Source organism: Sorangium sp. So ce176 (assembly GCF_051519835.1).
In the GTDB taxonomy this organism is placed as follows: domain Bacteria; phylum Myxococcota_A; class Polyangia; order Polyangiales; family Polyangiaceae; genus Sorangium; species Sorangium cellulosum_G.
The window spans coordinates 4,852,836-4,867,248 of record NZ_CP150371.1 but is presented as its reverse complement, the minus strand read 5'-3'; the positions used below and the strand labels follow the sequence as shown (position 1 = coordinate 4,867,248).

At 72.0% G+C, this 14,413-nt stretch carries 9 protein-coding genes and 3 tRNA genes; 5 read left to right on the top strand and 7 right to left on the bottom strand.

What is annotated here, in order from left to right:
• Nucleotides 1-493: 493 nt before the first annotated feature.
• The 3 genes from WMF42_RS18095 to WMF42_RS18085 all read right to left on the bottom strand — a co-directional run bounded on the left by WMF42_RS18095 (nt 494) and on the right by WMF42_RS18085 (nt 3,492).
• Nucleotides 494-1,087, bottom strand: coding sequence for a GNAT family N-acetyltransferase (locus WMF42_RS18095; RefSeq protein WP_061611012.1), 594 nt, complete (start codon nt 1,085-1,087; stop codon nt 494-496).
• 71 nt (nt 1,088-1,158) lie between these two features.
• Nucleotides 1,159-2,793, bottom strand: a complete 1,635-nt coding sequence (locus WMF42_RS18090; RefSeq protein ID WP_437693333.1) for a hypothetical protein — start codon at nt 2,791-2,793, stop codon at nt 1,159-1,161.
• Nucleotides 2,794-3,156: 363 nt separating this feature from the next.
• On the bottom strand, nt 3,157-3,492 hold the full coding sequence (locus WMF42_RS18085) for a hypothetical protein (protein ID WP_437693332.1): 336 nt from the start codon (nt 3,490-3,492) through the stop codon (nt 3,157-3,159).
• 64 nt (nt 3,493-3,556) lie between these two features.
• Here WMF42_RS18085 and WMF42_RS18080 point away from each other — a divergent pair, with 64 nt between their 5' ends.
• Complete coding sequence (locus tag WMF42_RS18080) at nt 3,557-4,990, top strand: serine/threonine protein kinase (protein WP_061606798.1); 1,434 nt, start codon at nt 3,557-3,559, stop codon at nt 4,988-4,990.
• A gap of 116 nt (nt 4,991-5,106) precedes the next feature.
• Here the strand turns inward: WMF42_RS18080 and WMF42_RS18075 are convergent, their stop codons facing one another.
• Genes WMF42_RS18075 through WMF42_RS18065 form a run of 3 tightly spaced genes read right to left on the bottom strand, consistent with a single transcriptional unit; the run spans nt 5,107 to nt 8,061 of the window.
• A complete protein-coding gene (locus WMF42_RS18075; protein WP_233561222.1) occupies nt 5,107-5,910 on the bottom strand; it encodes a hypothetical protein in 804 nt (267 codons plus the stop codon).
• A 43-nt stretch (nt 5,911-5,953) separates the two neighbouring features.
• Nucleotides 5,954-7,081 carry a carboxylate-amine ligase gene (locus tag WMF42_RS18070; RefSeq protein ID WP_061606800.1) on the bottom strand — a complete coding sequence of 376 codons (1,128 nt, stop codon included), beginning with the start codon at nt 7,079-7,081 and terminating at the stop codon, nt 5,954-5,956.
• Entirely contained in the window at nt 7,078-8,061 is a 984-nt protein-coding gene (locus WMF42_RS18065; RefSeq protein WP_061606801.1) for an ATP-grasp domain-containing protein, read from the bottom strand. The genes WMF42_RS18070 and WMF42_RS18065 overlap by 4 nt, the downstream gene beginning before the upstream one ends.
• Before the next feature lie 416 nt (nt 8,062-8,477).
• On the opposite strand from WMF42_RS18065, the gene WMF42_RS18060 reads away from it, so the two are divergent.
• From WMF42_RS18060 to WMF42_RS18045, 4 genes are all read left to right on the top strand, one after another.
• Nucleotides 8,478-8,549 (top strand) — tRNA-Val (locus WMF42_RS18060).
• 41 nt (nt 8,550-8,590) lie between these two features.
• Nucleotides 8,591-8,667: transfer RNA gene (locus tag WMF42_RS18055), tRNA-Asp, on the top strand.
• A gap of 87 nt (nt 8,668-8,754) precedes the next feature.
• A tRNA-Asp gene (locus WMF42_RS18050) sits at nt 8,755-8,831 on the top strand.
• Nucleotides 8,832-9,029: 198 nt separating this feature from the next.
• The gene (locus WMF42_RS18045) at nt 9,030-9,725 is read left to right on the top strand and encodes a Uma2 family endonuclease (RefSeq protein WP_437693331.1); all 696 of its coding nucleotides are present in this window, start codon (nt 9,030-9,032) and stop codon (nt 9,723-9,725) included.
• A 28-nt stretch (nt 9,726-9,753) separates the two neighbouring features.
• Here the strand turns inward: WMF42_RS18045 and WMF42_RS18040 are convergent, their stop codons facing one another.
• On the bottom strand, nt 9,754-14,169 hold the full coding sequence (locus WMF42_RS18040) for a PAS domain S-box protein (protein ID WP_437693330.1): 4,416 nt from the start codon (nt 14,167-14,169) through the stop codon (nt 9,754-9,756).
• Between the last annotated feature and the right edge of the window lie 244 nt (nt 14,170-14,413).

The following is a 14,413-nucleotide window of genomic DNA, read 5'->3' as shown; positions in this document are numbered from 1 at the left end:
GTCGGTCTCGTCGGGGGAGCGCCAAGCGGACCCGGATTGCGGCGCGGAGGCTGACCTGGGTTCACGCGCAACGAGCCAGGCGGACCCGACCCAGGTTGGCGGCGCGCCAGGCGACGGCGCCTGGCTCGGAGCCCGGCAAAGCGACGCCATGTACTCGGATTTGCTACTGAATCCGGGATCGTGCCCCCCTGCCCCAGGACCGGGTTCGGATCGCATAAGAAACATTATGTCAACTAAGCTCCCGGGGGTGTTCAGGGCCTTCGGCTCAGGGCTGGCCCATGGCTCAACCTCGGTCGGCTCAATCTCGGCTCAGTCCAACCCCGGTCGGTTCAACCTCGGTCGGCTCAGCTCAGCCCAACCTCGGTCGGTCGCCCAACCCCGGTCGGTTCAACCTCGGTCGGTCCGACGTCACCCCGGTCAGCGCCACCCCCCAGTCGCGCGCCCGCTCCCGGCCGCCGGCCTGCCCCCCCGCTCCCGGCCGGCTTCCCCGGGCTCAGCTACCGCTGCGCTCGCCGTCGTCGCTATCGCTCGGTTCGTCGTGCGCCCTCGACGGAATTGCCGCCCACAGGACGACCTCGCCGTCTCGCACCAGCGGCTTCCCGGACGCCTCCTGCTCGCTGCGCCACGCGCGCACCTTCTCCGGCGCGTCGTCGCCGAGCGGCGCGAACCCCGCCTTCCTGAAGAACGCCTGCGCCCAGATCGCCTTCGCGTTGGAGCGCAGCACCACCTGCTCCATCCCGAGCTCCCTCGCCCGCTCCAGGAGCTCCTCGAGCAGCCGCGTGGCGATGCCGCGCCGCTGGTGGTCCGGGTGCACCGAGAGCTCCTCCAGGTACGCGACCCCGGGCGCCTCGTCGCGCCACGCCAGGTAGCCCGCCACCTCGTCGTCCGCCTCCGCGACGCGCACCTCGTGCCGCCGCGTCAGCGCGATGATCTCGGCGAGCGCCCGCGCCGGGACGTCCGCCGCGTCGAAGCCGCTCTCCTGGTACATCGCCGTGCAGGCCTGCTCCAGCGCGACGAGCGTCGGCAGCTGGGCCTCCTGCAGTCCCGTCACACGGATGCGCTTCGGCGCCGTCCGATCGTCATGCATTCCTCGAGGCTACCGCCGATGCGCGGATTGCCCCACTTCTTGCCGAACCTGCGCCGCATCCCTGCGGCGGATCAGCCTCGGAGCTGGAGCAGCCGCGCGATCGTCTCGCCATCCCCGGGGCTCAAAGGAACGAGGATCCCGAGCGCCGCGCCCCGCGGCGGAGCGTTCCTCCCGTCCATCGGAACGAGCCTCAGCTCCCCCGTGCTGGAGATGCCGATCACCGCGACCCGCAGCGCCGGCAGCGGCTCGATCTGCGACGCCGGCAGCCTCGGCGGCGGCGCTTGCCATTCCCCCTCGTAAGGCGCATCGCTCCACGAGCCATCCACCCCGCCGGCCCCGCGGTCGTCGCTGCCCGCGGCGCGCCCCCAGGCCGCCTCCCCGTCGACGCCCTTGGCCGGCTTCGCCCCCGCGCGCTCCCCGTTCGTCAGGGTCGACTCCGCCTGCTGATCTGCAGCGGCGCCGTCGTCGTCATCCGGCTCGGCCTCGGTCCAGCCGCGATCGTCGGTCCCGTCGGCCTCCGCCCGCGCGTCCCGCGGAGCGTCGGTGGACTCCTCGCCCTCGCTCGCCATCTGCTCCAGGCCGAGCATCGGCGTCTCCTCGTCGAGGTCCTCGATCCGGTGCTCCATGAGCACCCGCTGCTCCTGCGCGGTCAGCGGGCGGCGCGTGGTGCCCTCGTCGTCGCCCTCGGGCCAGAGCCGCGGCCGCCGCTCCGTCGCCTCCTGCGACGAGGCCGCGCCGACGAGCGGCAGCCGCCCGGGCGCCCCCACGATGTTCGTCGGCACCGTCTCGCGCTGGTCCGCCGGCGGATCCACCTCCGTCGCGTGCTGCTCGTCGCTCGCGCCCTTGAGCGCTGCGCCCTGCCCCGGCCCCCGGCCCGCGCGCGCGCTGGCCGCCGGGAGCTTGACCACGGGCACCTCCTCGGTCACCGCGGTCGTCGACGACACCCGCGTCTGGGCCGACGTGAAGCCCGCGATCGCGCGCCCCTTGGCCGGGCCGGGCGCTGCGCCCATGGGGCCCGCCGGGAGCGCCGGCGGCGGGCCGGGCGTGCGCGCGGCCGGCGACTGCTGCGTCGGGGTCATGGCGCGCCCGGCCGCCGACTTGACCGGCATCGGGGTACGCTCGGGCCCCGGGCGGGCCGCCCCGGCCGCGGGCCGCGGCCCACCGGCGTCGCGCGACGACACGGCCGTCGGGGTCACCGGCCCCGTCGACGCGCTGCCCGCGCCGACCAGCGGCGCCCGCTTCACCGCCGACGGCGAGCTCGCGCCCGCGCCGCCGCGCTCTGCCCGACCCGCGTCCGCGCCCGGCGGGCTCGGCGGCCGCGACGGCTGCGCGCCCGGCCCCGGCGCGCCCAGCTTCGGCGGCGGCGCGCTCGCCCCTGCAGGAGGACCGCCGGGCGCCTGCGGCGGCGCGCTCAGGGACGCCTTCGGCGGCACGCTCCCGGCCGTCGGCGGCGCGTCGACGGCGGGCGCCGGAGCCCCATCGATCGCCGAGATCTTCTGCGCGACCTCCGCGGCGGCCTTGAAGAGCTCGAGGGCGCGCAGGTCGGCGTTGGCGTCCGAGGCCTGCTCCGCGGCGCGGCGCAGCCATCTCAGCGATTCCTCGCGTTCGCCTCGCGCCCACAGGGCAGTCGCTGTCGACAGCGCCCAGTGCACGTCTTCGTCGTCTTCGTCGTGCGGCGGCGGGATCGGGCGCAAACTGGCTTCCATGAGGCCTCGTCGAGCAGGTCGCTCCCCCTGTACCACGACTGCGCGGCCCGCGTCTCCCGCGCCCGCCGCCGCGTTCTTCGTGGCGCTCCATTCTCATTTCGCGCGTGCATTTCCACGCGCACATCGTCGCGCACACCATCCCCATCGCGGCGCTCGCTTCACTCCCCTGCCCGACCGCGTTCGCGTACCATCCGCTTTGATGAGCCTCTCCCACGCCGCGCGCCTGCCCAGCGCGCGGCGCCCTGCGTGCAGGAGCGCTGGCGCGGCGAAGGCGTCCAGGGAGCGCGCGACGGCCGCGCAGAGCGGCGGTGGCGCGTCGCTGCGCGCCGGGATCATCCGCCTCGGTCCCGGCGAGCTGAGCGCTCACGATGACGGCTGCGCGCTGGCGCTCGCAGCCGATGTCAAGCCTGAATGGGCTCTCTCCCCGCGCGCCAACGGCGCCGCGTCGAGCGCCTCGGCCTCCACGCGCGCTTCCCGGATCCCGTGGCGGATCGTCAGGACGATCGCGACGGCCGCGGCTGGATCCGGCGCGAGCGCTTCGGCCCGGAAGCCGATGAGATCATTACCCTCGGCCGCCTTCGCGCCCGAACTTGAGGTCCGTGTCCGCTTCGTGGCACCCTGGCTTCGCGGAACCTCCTTCGTGACGTGCGGGGCGACGGCGCTGTCGCTCCGGCCGACGTCGAGGCTGCGCGCCTCCACGAACGTAACGGCGGCACTCGAGCACCACCCCTCCAACTCCGCCTCCCCCTTCTAGGATCACCGCGTGCAGATCTTGTCGGACCTCAAGCCTGGAGACACGCTGGGCCGCTACGAGATCCTCATGCCGGTCGCCCGTGGAGGGATGGCGGCCGTCTGGGCGGCGCGGCTCGTGGGCTCCCGCGGGTTCCAGAAGATCGTCGCCATCAAGACGATGCTGCCGGAGTTCGGCGACGACCCGACCTTCGAGGCGATGTTCCTCGACGAGGCCCGCCTCGCGTCCCGCATCCGGCACCCCCACGCGGTCGAGATCGTCGAGCTCGGCGACGAGAACGGCGTGCTCTATATCGTGATGGAGTGGGTCGACGGCGACACCATCTCCACGCTGAACAAGCAGGTCAAATCGAACGGCGGCGTCCCCCTGCCCATCCTCCTGCGCATCGCATCGAGCATCTGCGCCGGCCTGCACGCCGCGCACGAGCTCCGCGACGACGAGGGGAAGCTCGTCGACCTCGTGCACCGCGACATCTCGCCGCAGAACGTCATGGTGTCGTTCGACGGCATCGTGAAGATCGTCGACTTCGGCGTCGCCAAGGCCACGGGCCGGCTGCACGAGACGCGCGTCGCCGGCCAGCTCAAGGGCAAGATCCCGTACCTCTCGCCGGAGCAGCTCACGTCGGGCAAGGTCGACCGGCGCTCCGACATCTTCTCGCTCGGCGTCCTCCTCTACACGACCCTCAGCGGCTACCACCCGTTCCGCGGCCGGACGGACGCCAAGACGATGGAGAACATCCTGCGGTTCGCCCCGGTCCCCCTCCGCGAGCTCATGCCGGACGTCCCCTTCGATCTCGCGGTGGCGATCGAGCGCGCGCTGGCCAAGGACCCGGCGGACCGCTGGAACGACTGCGCGTCGTTCCAGCGCACGCTCGACCAGATCGCGATCTCGATCGGCACGCCGGTCACCGATGGCGACGTCGGCCGCTTCGTCCGCGAGACGCTCGGGGACATCGTGGCGGAGCGCCGGAAGAAGCTCGCGACGGCGATCCAGCTCGCGGACAGCCGCATGACGTCGCGGGCCGAGCGCACCACGTCGGCGGTGCGGGGCGACCGGCGCGCCAGGCAGCAACAGGCGCCGGCCGGGAGCACGCCGCTCCCCGCCACGTTCGCCGGCATTCTCCCCGTCTCCCTCGACGACGGGCCCCCCAAGCCCAGCTCGCAGGCGCCGCCCTCGTCCGGCCTCGCGCAGCCCGTCACCTCCGCGCCGCCGGCCCTTGTCACCCCGGCGCCGCGCCCCCGGCGGCGGTGGCGCCGCCGCATCCGCCTGGCCCTTTTCGTGGTCCTGCTGCTCGTCTCGGGCGCGGCGTTCGCGGCCCGCGCGGGCATCCTGCCCGTGCCCGGCGCGGTGCACAGCCTCGTGCGCGACGGGCGCGAGCACCTGCGCGGCGCGCGCGAGGCGCTCCGCGGCGTGCTCGATCGGCTGAGCGCCCTCCTCGCCGACTGACCCCGCCGGCCGGGGATCGCCTGACCTCCGCGCCGCCTCGCGCCCCCGCCAGGCCGCGCGCGCCGCCGTTCATCGTCGCCGGGCGGCGGCGCGGACGACCGCCCGCCCGGGGGCCGTCACTTGATGCCGGCGGACGGCTCGGGGAGGCACACGCCGAGCGTGCAGAGCAGGAGGTTGACGTCGCCGGCCGCGCAGTAGACCTGCCGCGCGCAGTAATCGTCGTAGCCGCAGAGCTGGTGGCAGGACGCCTCGTTCCCGAGCGCGCCGGTGAAGGTCATGCAGGACCAGCCGCTCGAGAGCCACAGCCCCTCGGGCCGCTTCGCGTCGAAGAGGCACGCCTCGGCGCGCGCCTCCGGATCGAAGACCTCCGCGGTGCACGCGTCGCCCCCGGACAGCTTGCTCCGCGCGGCGGACATCGTGTTGAGCAGGTAGGTCACGTCGCACGTCTGCTCGGACGCCGAGTCCCGCGCGATCCGGGCGCGCAGCTCGTCCTTCCTCGCCGCGTAGGCCCGGACGGCGCGGATCGCGCCCATGACCTTGTTGTTGCCGTCGTCGGGCTTCGTCCCCTCGGCGAGTGCCTCGAGCACCCGCTGGACGAGCTGCTCCGCCTCGGGATCGGCGCCCGCCGCGCCGTCCTTCGCGTAGCCGATCCGGATGTACGAGGTCGGCGTGCGCGGCGTGCACGGCTTCGCGTGCGCCCAGAGCTCCTCGCTCACGATCGGCGGACGCTTCGTGAACGGCTGCTTGCAGACGCCCATCGCGCCGGGCGGCAGCGAGCCCGAGGCCCGGGGCGTCGGCTGCCCCGGCCCCTCGTTGACGTACTCGGTCGACGCGCAGCCCGCGGCGCCCGCCATGGCGGACAGCGCGAGCAGGCAGCTCACCGAGAGAGCTGCGGCGCAGCGAAGCGGAGCGATTCCCACGGCCGCACGGTAGCAGAGCCGGCCCGCGAGCAGAAATTCTCGTCTACAGGCCCAGGCTCGATTGCTCGATCAGGTCGTCGACCACGGCCTCGAAGCTCCTCGTCCGGGCGTAGACAGCGAGCTGGCGATCCGCGCTCGTCCCCTCGTCGAGGATCGTCCGGATCCGATCGAGCTCCCCCTGCGACCCGAAGATCTCCGCCGACTCCTGGACGAACTCGAGCAGCTCCCCGACGAGGAGGCGGACAGGGACCTGCTCCTGCTTGCCGAAGTCGATGAGCTGCCCGTCGATGCCGTAGCGCACGGCGCGCCACTTGTTCTCCTCGATGAGCTCCTCCCGGTACTCGCGGAAGCCCAGGTTGCGCCGGTAGAGCAGGTACAGCTTGCCCATGACGGCCTGGACGAGCGCCGCCAGCGCCACCGTGTCGTCGAGCCGCGTGGTCATGTCGCAGATCCGGATCTCGACCGTGTCGAAGAACGGGTGGGGGCGCACGTCCCACCAGATCTTCTTCGCGTTGTCGATGCAGCCCGTCTTCACGAGGAGGTCGACGAAGCGCTGGAAGTGGCCGTAGGACTCGAAGAGCCCCGGGATCCCGGTGCGCGGGAAGCGCTTGAAGATCTCGCTGCGCGTGCTCTTCAGGCCCGAGCATCGGCCGAGCCAGAACGGCGAGCTCGTCGACAGCGCGAGGATGTGCGGGAGGAAGTAGCGGACCTGGTTCGCGAGGGCCATCGCCACCTCGCGGTCCTTGACGCCGACGTGCACGTGCAGCCCGAAGATCAGGTTGGCGCGCGCGACGTCCTGCAGGTCCTCCACGATGCCCCGGTAGCGCTCGCCGTCGGTGATCTCCTGCTTCTTCCAGTCGCTGAACGGGTGCGTCCCCGCCGCGACGATGCGCATCCCGCCTTGCTGCGCGAGCGCCCGCAGGCTGCTGCGCAGCTCGGCGAGCTCCTCCCGCGCCTGCCGGACGTCGCGGCAGATGCCGGTGCCCGTCTCGACGACGGACTGGTGCATCTCCGCGCGGACCCGCTCGCGCAGGAGCTTGTGCCCCTGCCCCCCCTCGAGGAGCTGGCTCACGTACGACCGGAGCTCGCGCGTCCCCGCGTCGACGATCTGGAACTCCTCCTCGACGCCGAGCGTGAACTGGCCGTCGAGGAGCCCTTCGACGGCCGTCATCTCGGGGCCCCGAGCCGCACCTTCTCCGCGGAGGGGCGGACCAGCTTCGACCACGCGTACCCGTCGCGCGTCCGACGGTCACCGCGCGCGCACTCCACGGCGAACGCGACCATCCAGTCGACGGCGATGTTGAAGTAGCGCTCGCGCAGGTGCTCGATGTGCATGTCGGGCGCCGGGTTCGTGAAGTCGATCGCGTAGGGGACGCCGTCCCGGATCGCGAACTCGATCGAGTTCATGTCGTAGCCGAGCGCCCGGTTGATCGTTGTCGCGTCCTCGATGATGCGGTCGTGCAGCGCCTTCGGGAGCCACCGCTCGTCGTCGTGCTGCACGTAGCAGCCGCGGAGCCCGGTGGGGCCGATCGCCTTCGGGTCGTACTGGATCGGGAGGATGCGATCCTTGCCGATGCAGATGCAGCGGACGTAGTCGTCGAAGTCGATGAACTCCTGCAGGGTCATGACGTTCTGCCCCGAGGCGTTGTAGGCGGCGAACAGCTCCTCGTGGTTCCGCACCACCGACACGTCCTTCCAGCCGCCGCCGTCCGCGGGCTTGAGGATCGCCGGGAAGCGCACGTAGTCGATGATCGCCTCCCAGTTGAGCGGGTACTCGAGGTTGCGGAGGCTGCGCTCCTTGACGATCGCCGGGATGTAGTCGCGCTGGGGCAGCATGACGGTCCGCGGCGTCGCGATGCCGATCTGCGACGCGAGCGAGTAGCCGAAGAACTTGTCGTCCGCGCTCCACCAGAACGGGTCGTTGATCACGAACGCGCCGCCGAGCGCGGCGGCCTTCAGGTGGAAGCGGTAGTGCTTCACCTCCTGGCTGATCCGGTCGATGAGCACCCGGTAAGGGCTCTCGAAGCGCTCGGGCGTGCCGCCGATCGTCGCGATCTCCGCCCGGACCCCCGGCACCTTGTTGCACCTCTCGAGGAAGGCCTGCGGGAACGACTGCTCCCAGCCGACGAGGATGCCGATCTTCTCCGCCATAACGTTGCTGTCTCCTCCCACCACGTTTGTTCACGGCCACCGCCGCTGACGCACAACGTAGCGCGGATACCCAGGAATTTTACGCTAGAAGTGTAGCGATGAGTCGGCTCGATCTGCGGGCAGGCGGCCCGATCCGCCCGGGTCAACCCAGATCGGGTGGCGAGGGGCACGGATCGTGCGATCGGTGTGTGCAAGGGGAGAGCCCGAGGGGAACCGAGGGGAACCGAGGGAACAGAGGGAACAGAGGGAACAGAGAGGAACAGAGGGGGCCAGCCGGGCCCGAGCGGCGCGGGGGCGACACGAGATCGAGCGGAATCAGGCCGGATCGGCCAGGGAATCGGCCAGGGACGGAGCTGTCACAAAAATAGGTGTTGACGGACGCGGTTCGGCGAGTAAAGTCGCGCACCTCTCCGACGGGGCGGGTAGCTCAGCGGCAGAGCGTCGGCCTTACAAGCCGATGGTCGCAGGTTCGACCCCTGTCCCGCCCACTCCTGGGTCAGGGCCCGGGGTTGATTCTGGATGTGAGTTTGGGGTGGTAGTTAAGTTGGTTATAACGCCGGCCTGTCACGCCGGAGGCCGCGGGTTCGAGTCCCGTCCACCCCGCCAACGTTCCTTCCCTGTCTCCGAGTCGCCTTTCATCTGAGCCTCCTTCAGGGTCGCATCGAAGATGCAGTCCTGTGAGGAAGTCGGACTGGGGTGGTAGTTAAGTTGGTTATAACGCCGGCCTGTCACGCCGGAGGCCGCGGGTTCGAGTCCCGTCCACCCCGCCAACGTTCCTTCCCTGTCTCCGGCTCGCTGTTCATCGAGCCTCCCTGTGCAGGGCCGCATCGCCGATGCTGTTCTGTGAGGAAGCCGGGCTCATGAGGAGCTGAGCACGAGCAGACGTCGCGCGCGAGGTGCGCGTGGGCTGTCGTCGTCGTGACCGGCCTGCTTGCTTCCCGCAGGGGGGGCAGCGGCAGGGTGCGTTCATGGGCCTCCCCGCCGAGAAGCGCCAGCGCGCCACGCTCGCCGACCTCGAGACCGTCCCGCCCAACATGGTCGGTGAGCTCATCCGCGGGACGCTGTACGTCTTTCCTCGCCCTGCCCCGCCGCACGCGCATGCGTCGTCGGTGCTCGGCGCGGACCTCGTCGGCCCCTTCCAGCGCGGCCGCGGTGGACCGGGCGGGTGGCGTATCCTGGATGAGCCGGAGCTCCTCCTCGGGCCCTCGGGGGACGAGGACGACATGGTCCCCGATCTCGCCGGCTGGCGCATCGAGCGCATGCCGCGGCTCCCCCAGACCACCAAGTTCACGCTCGCGCCGGACTGGGTGTGCGAGGTCCTGAGCCCCAGCACCGTGGTCGCCGACCGGGCAGAGAAGATGCCGGCGTACGCGCGCCACGGCGTCCGGGACCTGTGGCTGCTCGATCCCCTCGCGCGCACGCTCGAGGTGTTCGCGCTCGAGGCACGGCGCTGGGTCGTTGTCGGCGTCCAGCACGGGAGCGCCCGGGTCCGGGCCGAGCCCTTCGACGCCATCGAGATCGAGCTGTCGGCGCTCTGGGACGAGGCCGAGGAAGCGCCTCAGGAAGGCGCACCAGCGGCCACCGCCGAAGCGCCGGCGCCGGCGCCGCGCAAGCCGCCGCCCGCCACGAAGAAGGGCCCGCGGAAGGGCCGCACGCCGGCGTAGCGGGCGCCCCGGACCTCTCCTGGGGCGCTCACGGCGCCGCCATCACGCGCTGGATCGCCGCCTCCAGGTCGCGGAAGCTCACCGGCTTGATCAGGTGCTCGTGGAAGCCGACGCGCATCGTCTTGCGGCGGTCCTCCTCCATCCCGTAGCCGCTCAGCGCGATCGCCTTGATCGCGCTGCCGGCGGAGCGGAGCGACTCGAGCAGATCCGTGCCGCTGCCGTCGGGCAGCCCGAGATCGCTCACGAGCAGATCGAACGCCTCCGCGCCGGCCAGATCGAGCGCGCCGCGGACGGTCCGGGCGATGCGCACCGTGTGGCCGGTCAGCGTGAGCAGCTCGCTCATCATCTCCGCCGTGTCCTCGTGGTCCTCCACGAGCAGGATGCGCAGCGACCGCTTCGGCGCGGCCGCCCCGGCGGCCTTCGCCTGCGCCGGCGTCGCGACCGCAGGGGGCCTCGCCGCGGGGAGGAAGACGCGGAACGTCGCCCCGGCCCCCCGCCCCGGGCTCGACGCCGTGATCGTGCCGCCGTGGAGCTGCACGATGGCCCGCGAGATCGCGAGCCCGAGGCCGAGCCCGCCGAAGTGCCGCGTCGTGGCCGTGTTGCCCTGCTCGAACGCGTCGAAGATCCGCGGCAGGACCTCGGGCTCGATGCCGACGCCCTCGTCGCCGACCTCGATGACCACCTGCCCGCCCTGCTCGTAGCAGCGCAGCGCGATGTGCGAGCCGGGATAGCTGAACTTCACCGCGTTCTTGAGCAGGTTCCACACCACCTGCTCGAGCCGCGCGACGTCGGCCGCCACCCAGTGCTCGCCCGGCGCGACGTCGAGCGTCAGCCGGATGCTCTTCGCGTCGATCTCGTCGGCGCAGATCTCCATCGCGTGCTCGAGCACCGTGCGCGCCGTGACCGTCTGCGTCACGAGCTCCAGCTTGCCCCGGACCACCCGCGTCAGGTCGAGGAGATCGTCGATGAGGCGCGCCTCGAGCTCGGCGTTGCGCTGGATCATCTCGACGCCGCGCCGCACGTCCTCGGCCAGGTCGTCGCGGCGAAGCAGCCGCGACGCCGCGGTGACGACCGGCGTGAGCGGCGTCCTGAGCTCGTGCGACAGGACGGCCAGGAACTGATCCTTCGTGCGGTTCGCGTGCTCCGCGGCCTCGCGCGCCGCGATGAGATCCGCCTCCACCTGCTTGCGGCGCGTGATGTCCTGCACCACCGCCATCGTGCGGACGACGCGGCCGGCCCCGTCCCGCATCGCCGTCACCGTGGTGCTCGCCCAGAGGCGCTCCCCGCCCTTCGTCACGTAGCGGTTCTCCAGCGCGAAATCGCCGATGTCGCCGCGCAGCAGGCGGCGGTACAGCTCGCCGACGCGGCCCAGATCCTCCGGGTCCGTGACCTCGTGGAGGGTCTTGCCGAGGAGCTCGGCCACCTCGTGGCCGAGCATGCCCGCGAACCGCCGGTTCACCCGCACGAAGCGGCCCGTGTCGGGCTCGCACTGGATCTTGCCGACCACGGCGCTCTCGAAGATCGAGCGGAAGTCCTCCTCGCTCGCGCGCAGCGCCTCCTCCGCGCGCTTGCGCCGCGTGATGTCGTTCATCATCGCGGACGCGCCGATGATCTTGCCGGCCGCGTCGCGGATGGGCGCGAGGTTGATCGAGACATCGATGCGGCCGCCGCCGCGCGCGACGCCCACCGTCTCGAGGGCGTCGAGGCGCTCGCCGCCGACCACCTGCTCGAAGACGGCGCGCAGCTCGTCGGCGCGCTCGGGCGGGACGAGGACGTGGAGGGGGCGATCGAGCGCCTCCCGCTCGCCGTACCCGAACATCCGCTCGGCGGCGGCGTTCCAGGTCGTGATCGCCCCGCCCACGGTCGCGCCGATGATCGCCTGCTCGGCCGACTCCACGATCGCGGCGAGCCGGGCCCGCTGCACCTCGGCCTCCTTCAGGGTCGTCACGTCCACGAGCGTGACGACAACGCCCGAGATGACGTTGGCCAGCGTGCGGTACGGGAGGACCCGCATCATGTAGCAGCACTGGCCGTCCTCCAGGCGCACCTCCCGCTCCCGCGGGGTGAGCGTCCGCAGCACGTCGCGGGCGTCCGACGCGAGCGACGCGGCGTCGAAGCGCGCCGCGATGTCGAGCATGGGCCTGCCGACGTCGCCCTCGATCAGCCGGAACACCTCCGTCGCCGCGGGCGTGAACCGGCGGATCCTGAGCTCCTCGTCGAGGAACACCGTCGGGATCCGCGCGCTGAGCAGGAGGTTCTGGAGATCGCTGTTCGCCGCGTCGAGCTGATCGATCTTCGTCTTGAGCTCGGTGTTCAGCCCCTCGAACTCCTGGTTCAGGCTCTGGAGCTCCTCGTTCATGCTGAGGAGCTCCTCGTTCGAGCTCTTGAGCTCCTCGTTCGATGTCTCGAGCTCCTCGATGGTCGTCTGGAGGTGCTCCCGCGTGGCCTTGAGCTCGTGCTCGAGCTGGTCGACGAGCGACGCGCTCTCGCGCCGGGGCCCGGGCGGCGGCGCCTCCCCCCGCGCGGCCGGCCGGAGCTCGTCGAACAGGACGACGAAGAGGCCGAGCTCGTCCTCGAGATCGCCGAGGGGCCGCACGACGAGGTTGAGGCGCTGCGTCCCCGCGATGGTCTCCACCGCGATGTTCTCGTGCACCACCTGCTCGCGCACCCTGACGGCGCGGTGCACGGCCGACCGCACCTCGGGGCGCAGCGCGCGCAGCACCATGTTCGAGACGTTGACGTCGAGCGCCCCCGTCGAGGGCGCCAGGTACTTCCCCGTCGCGCCGGACAGGTACACGATGTCGCCCTGCTCGTTCACGACGACGCACGGCGGTCCGTAGCGCTCGAGCAGGCGCCGCTCGATGGTGCGCTCGATGCTCTGGTCGGGCGCCCAGGCGCCGCGGGAGGGCTCGCCGGCGCGCCGGTCCGCCCCGGTCCGCTCCGCGAAGGAGAGCCGCGGCGGCGCGTGCCCGGCGCCGCGCTTCTTCTGGAAGATGCGCCGCTTGCCGTCGACAGCGCGGAACAGCTCGCTCCGCTGCGACACGCTCTCCGCGGGGCCGAGGAGCAGGTGGCCCCCGTCCGCGAGCGCGTAGTGGAAGACCCCGAGCACCCGCTTCTGGAGCTCGCCTTCGAGGTAGATGAGGACATTGCGGCACGAGATCAGGTCGAGCCGCGAGAACGGCGGATCCTGGATGAGATCGTGCCGTGAGAAGACGCAGAGATCGCGGATCTCCTTGGCCACCGAGCGGGCGCCCCCCTCGTCGGGGACGAAGAAGCGCGCGAGCCGCTCGGGGGAGATGTGCTGCGTCGCCTCCTCGGGGTAGCGGCCTTGCCGGGCGATCTCGATGGCCTCGTCGTCCACGTCCGTGCCGAAGATCTGGACGCGCGGGGCCGCGGGCAGCGTCGCGATGTGCTCCATGAGGAGCATGGCGATCGTGTAGACCTCCTCTCCGGTGGCGCAGCCCGGCACCCAGACGCGGAGCTGGCCATCCGCCCCCCGGCCGGCGAGGAGCGCGGGCACGAGCTCCTGCCGCACCACCTCGAACGTCTCCGGGTCGCGGAAGAACTCGGTCACGCCGATGAGGAGGTCGCGGACGAGCTGCACGGGCTCGTCCGCCTCGCGCCCGAGCAGCGCCAGGTAGTCGGCGATGCTGGTCGCCCGCAGCACCCGGGCCCGGTGATGCACCCGCCGGAGCAGCGTCGTCCGCTTGTACTGGCGGAAGTCGTGGCCGGTGCGCTCGAGGAGCAGGGCGCAGATCTCCGGCAGCCGCTCGGCGATCTCTTCCTCGACGAGGCGCGCGCGGTCGCCCTCCAGGACGAGGCGCCGCGCGTGCTCGAGCAGCGCGGCCGGCATGTCGCGGGGGGCGAGCACGTAGTGGACGAGCCCCGTCTCGATCGCGCGCCGCGGCATCTCCGGGTGGTGCGCCGTCGCCGGGAGCTGCGCGATCGTGAGCCCGCCGTGCTCCCGGACCGCCTTGAGCCCGACCACGCCGTCGAGCCCCGCCCCGGAGAGCACCACGGCCACCGCCCGCTGCTGGAAGTCCTCGGCGAGCGAGCGGAACAGCGCGTCGATCGCTGTGCGATGCCCCCGCGGATCCGCGAGCTCGCTCAGGCGGAAGACGCCGTCGTGGAAGGTCGTGGCGACGTTCGACGGCGTGACGTAGACGTGGTCGGGCTCGATCGGCAGCCCGTCCGCGGCCTCCTGCACGGGCATGGCCGTGTGGGGCGCGAGGAGCTGCCGCACCACGCCGGCGTGGTGCGGATCCAGGTGCACGAGCACGAAGGCGAGCCCGCTGTCGGGCGACATCGCCGACAGGAAGGTCCTGAAAGCCTCCAGGCCGTCCGCCGACGCCCCGAACGCGACGATGAGGCTGCCGGCCGAACGCGCCCGCGGTTGCGACCTGTCGCCCGTCCCCCCCTCGCGGCTCTCCTCGTGACTTCGCATCAAAGCGCTCCGACGCTTAGTACACGTCTGGGACAGCAGCCAGTGAACGTGCGCGCAAGGCAAGCTCGGCGGCGGAATAAGGAACCACCCGACCGCGATCTCATGCGGGCCCGCCTCACGGCAGCGTCGTTGTCGCGCGCGCGCCCATTCCCTTGCTGGGCGCGCGCTCGCGACGCTTCTCCTTGACAATTCACGCGATCTCCGCGTGCATAGCCGCCGAGCGGCTGAGCTGGCCGCCGGGACA

What these genes read in the sequence shown, in the direction of transcription:
- WMF42_RS18040 (WP_437693330.1), bottom strand. Translation starts at nt 14,169, where the DNA reads ATGCGAAGTCACGAGGAGAGCCGCGAGGGGGGGACGGGCGACAGGTCG.
- WMF42_RS18090 (WP_437693333.1), bottom strand. Translation starts at nt 2,793, where the DNA reads ATGGAAGCCAGTTTGCGCCCGATCCCGCCGCCGCACGACGAAGACGAC.
- WMF42_RS18070 (WP_061606800.1), bottom strand. Translation starts at nt 7,081, where the DNA reads ATGACGGCCGTCGAAGGGCTCCTCGACGGCCAGTTCACGCTCGGCGTC.
- WMF42_RS18065 (WP_061606801.1), bottom strand. Translation starts at nt 8,061, where the DNA reads ATGGCGGAGAAGATCGGCATCCTCGTCGGCTGGGAGCAGTCGTTCCCG.
- WMF42_RS18045 (WP_437693331.1), top strand. Translation starts at nt 9,030, where the DNA reads ATGGGCCTCCCCGCCGAGAAGCGCCAGCGCGCCACGCTCGCCGACCTC.
- WMF42_RS18095 (WP_061611012.1), bottom strand. Translation starts at nt 1,087, where the DNA reads ATGCATGACGATCGGACGGCGCCGAAGCGCATCCGTGTGACGGGACTG.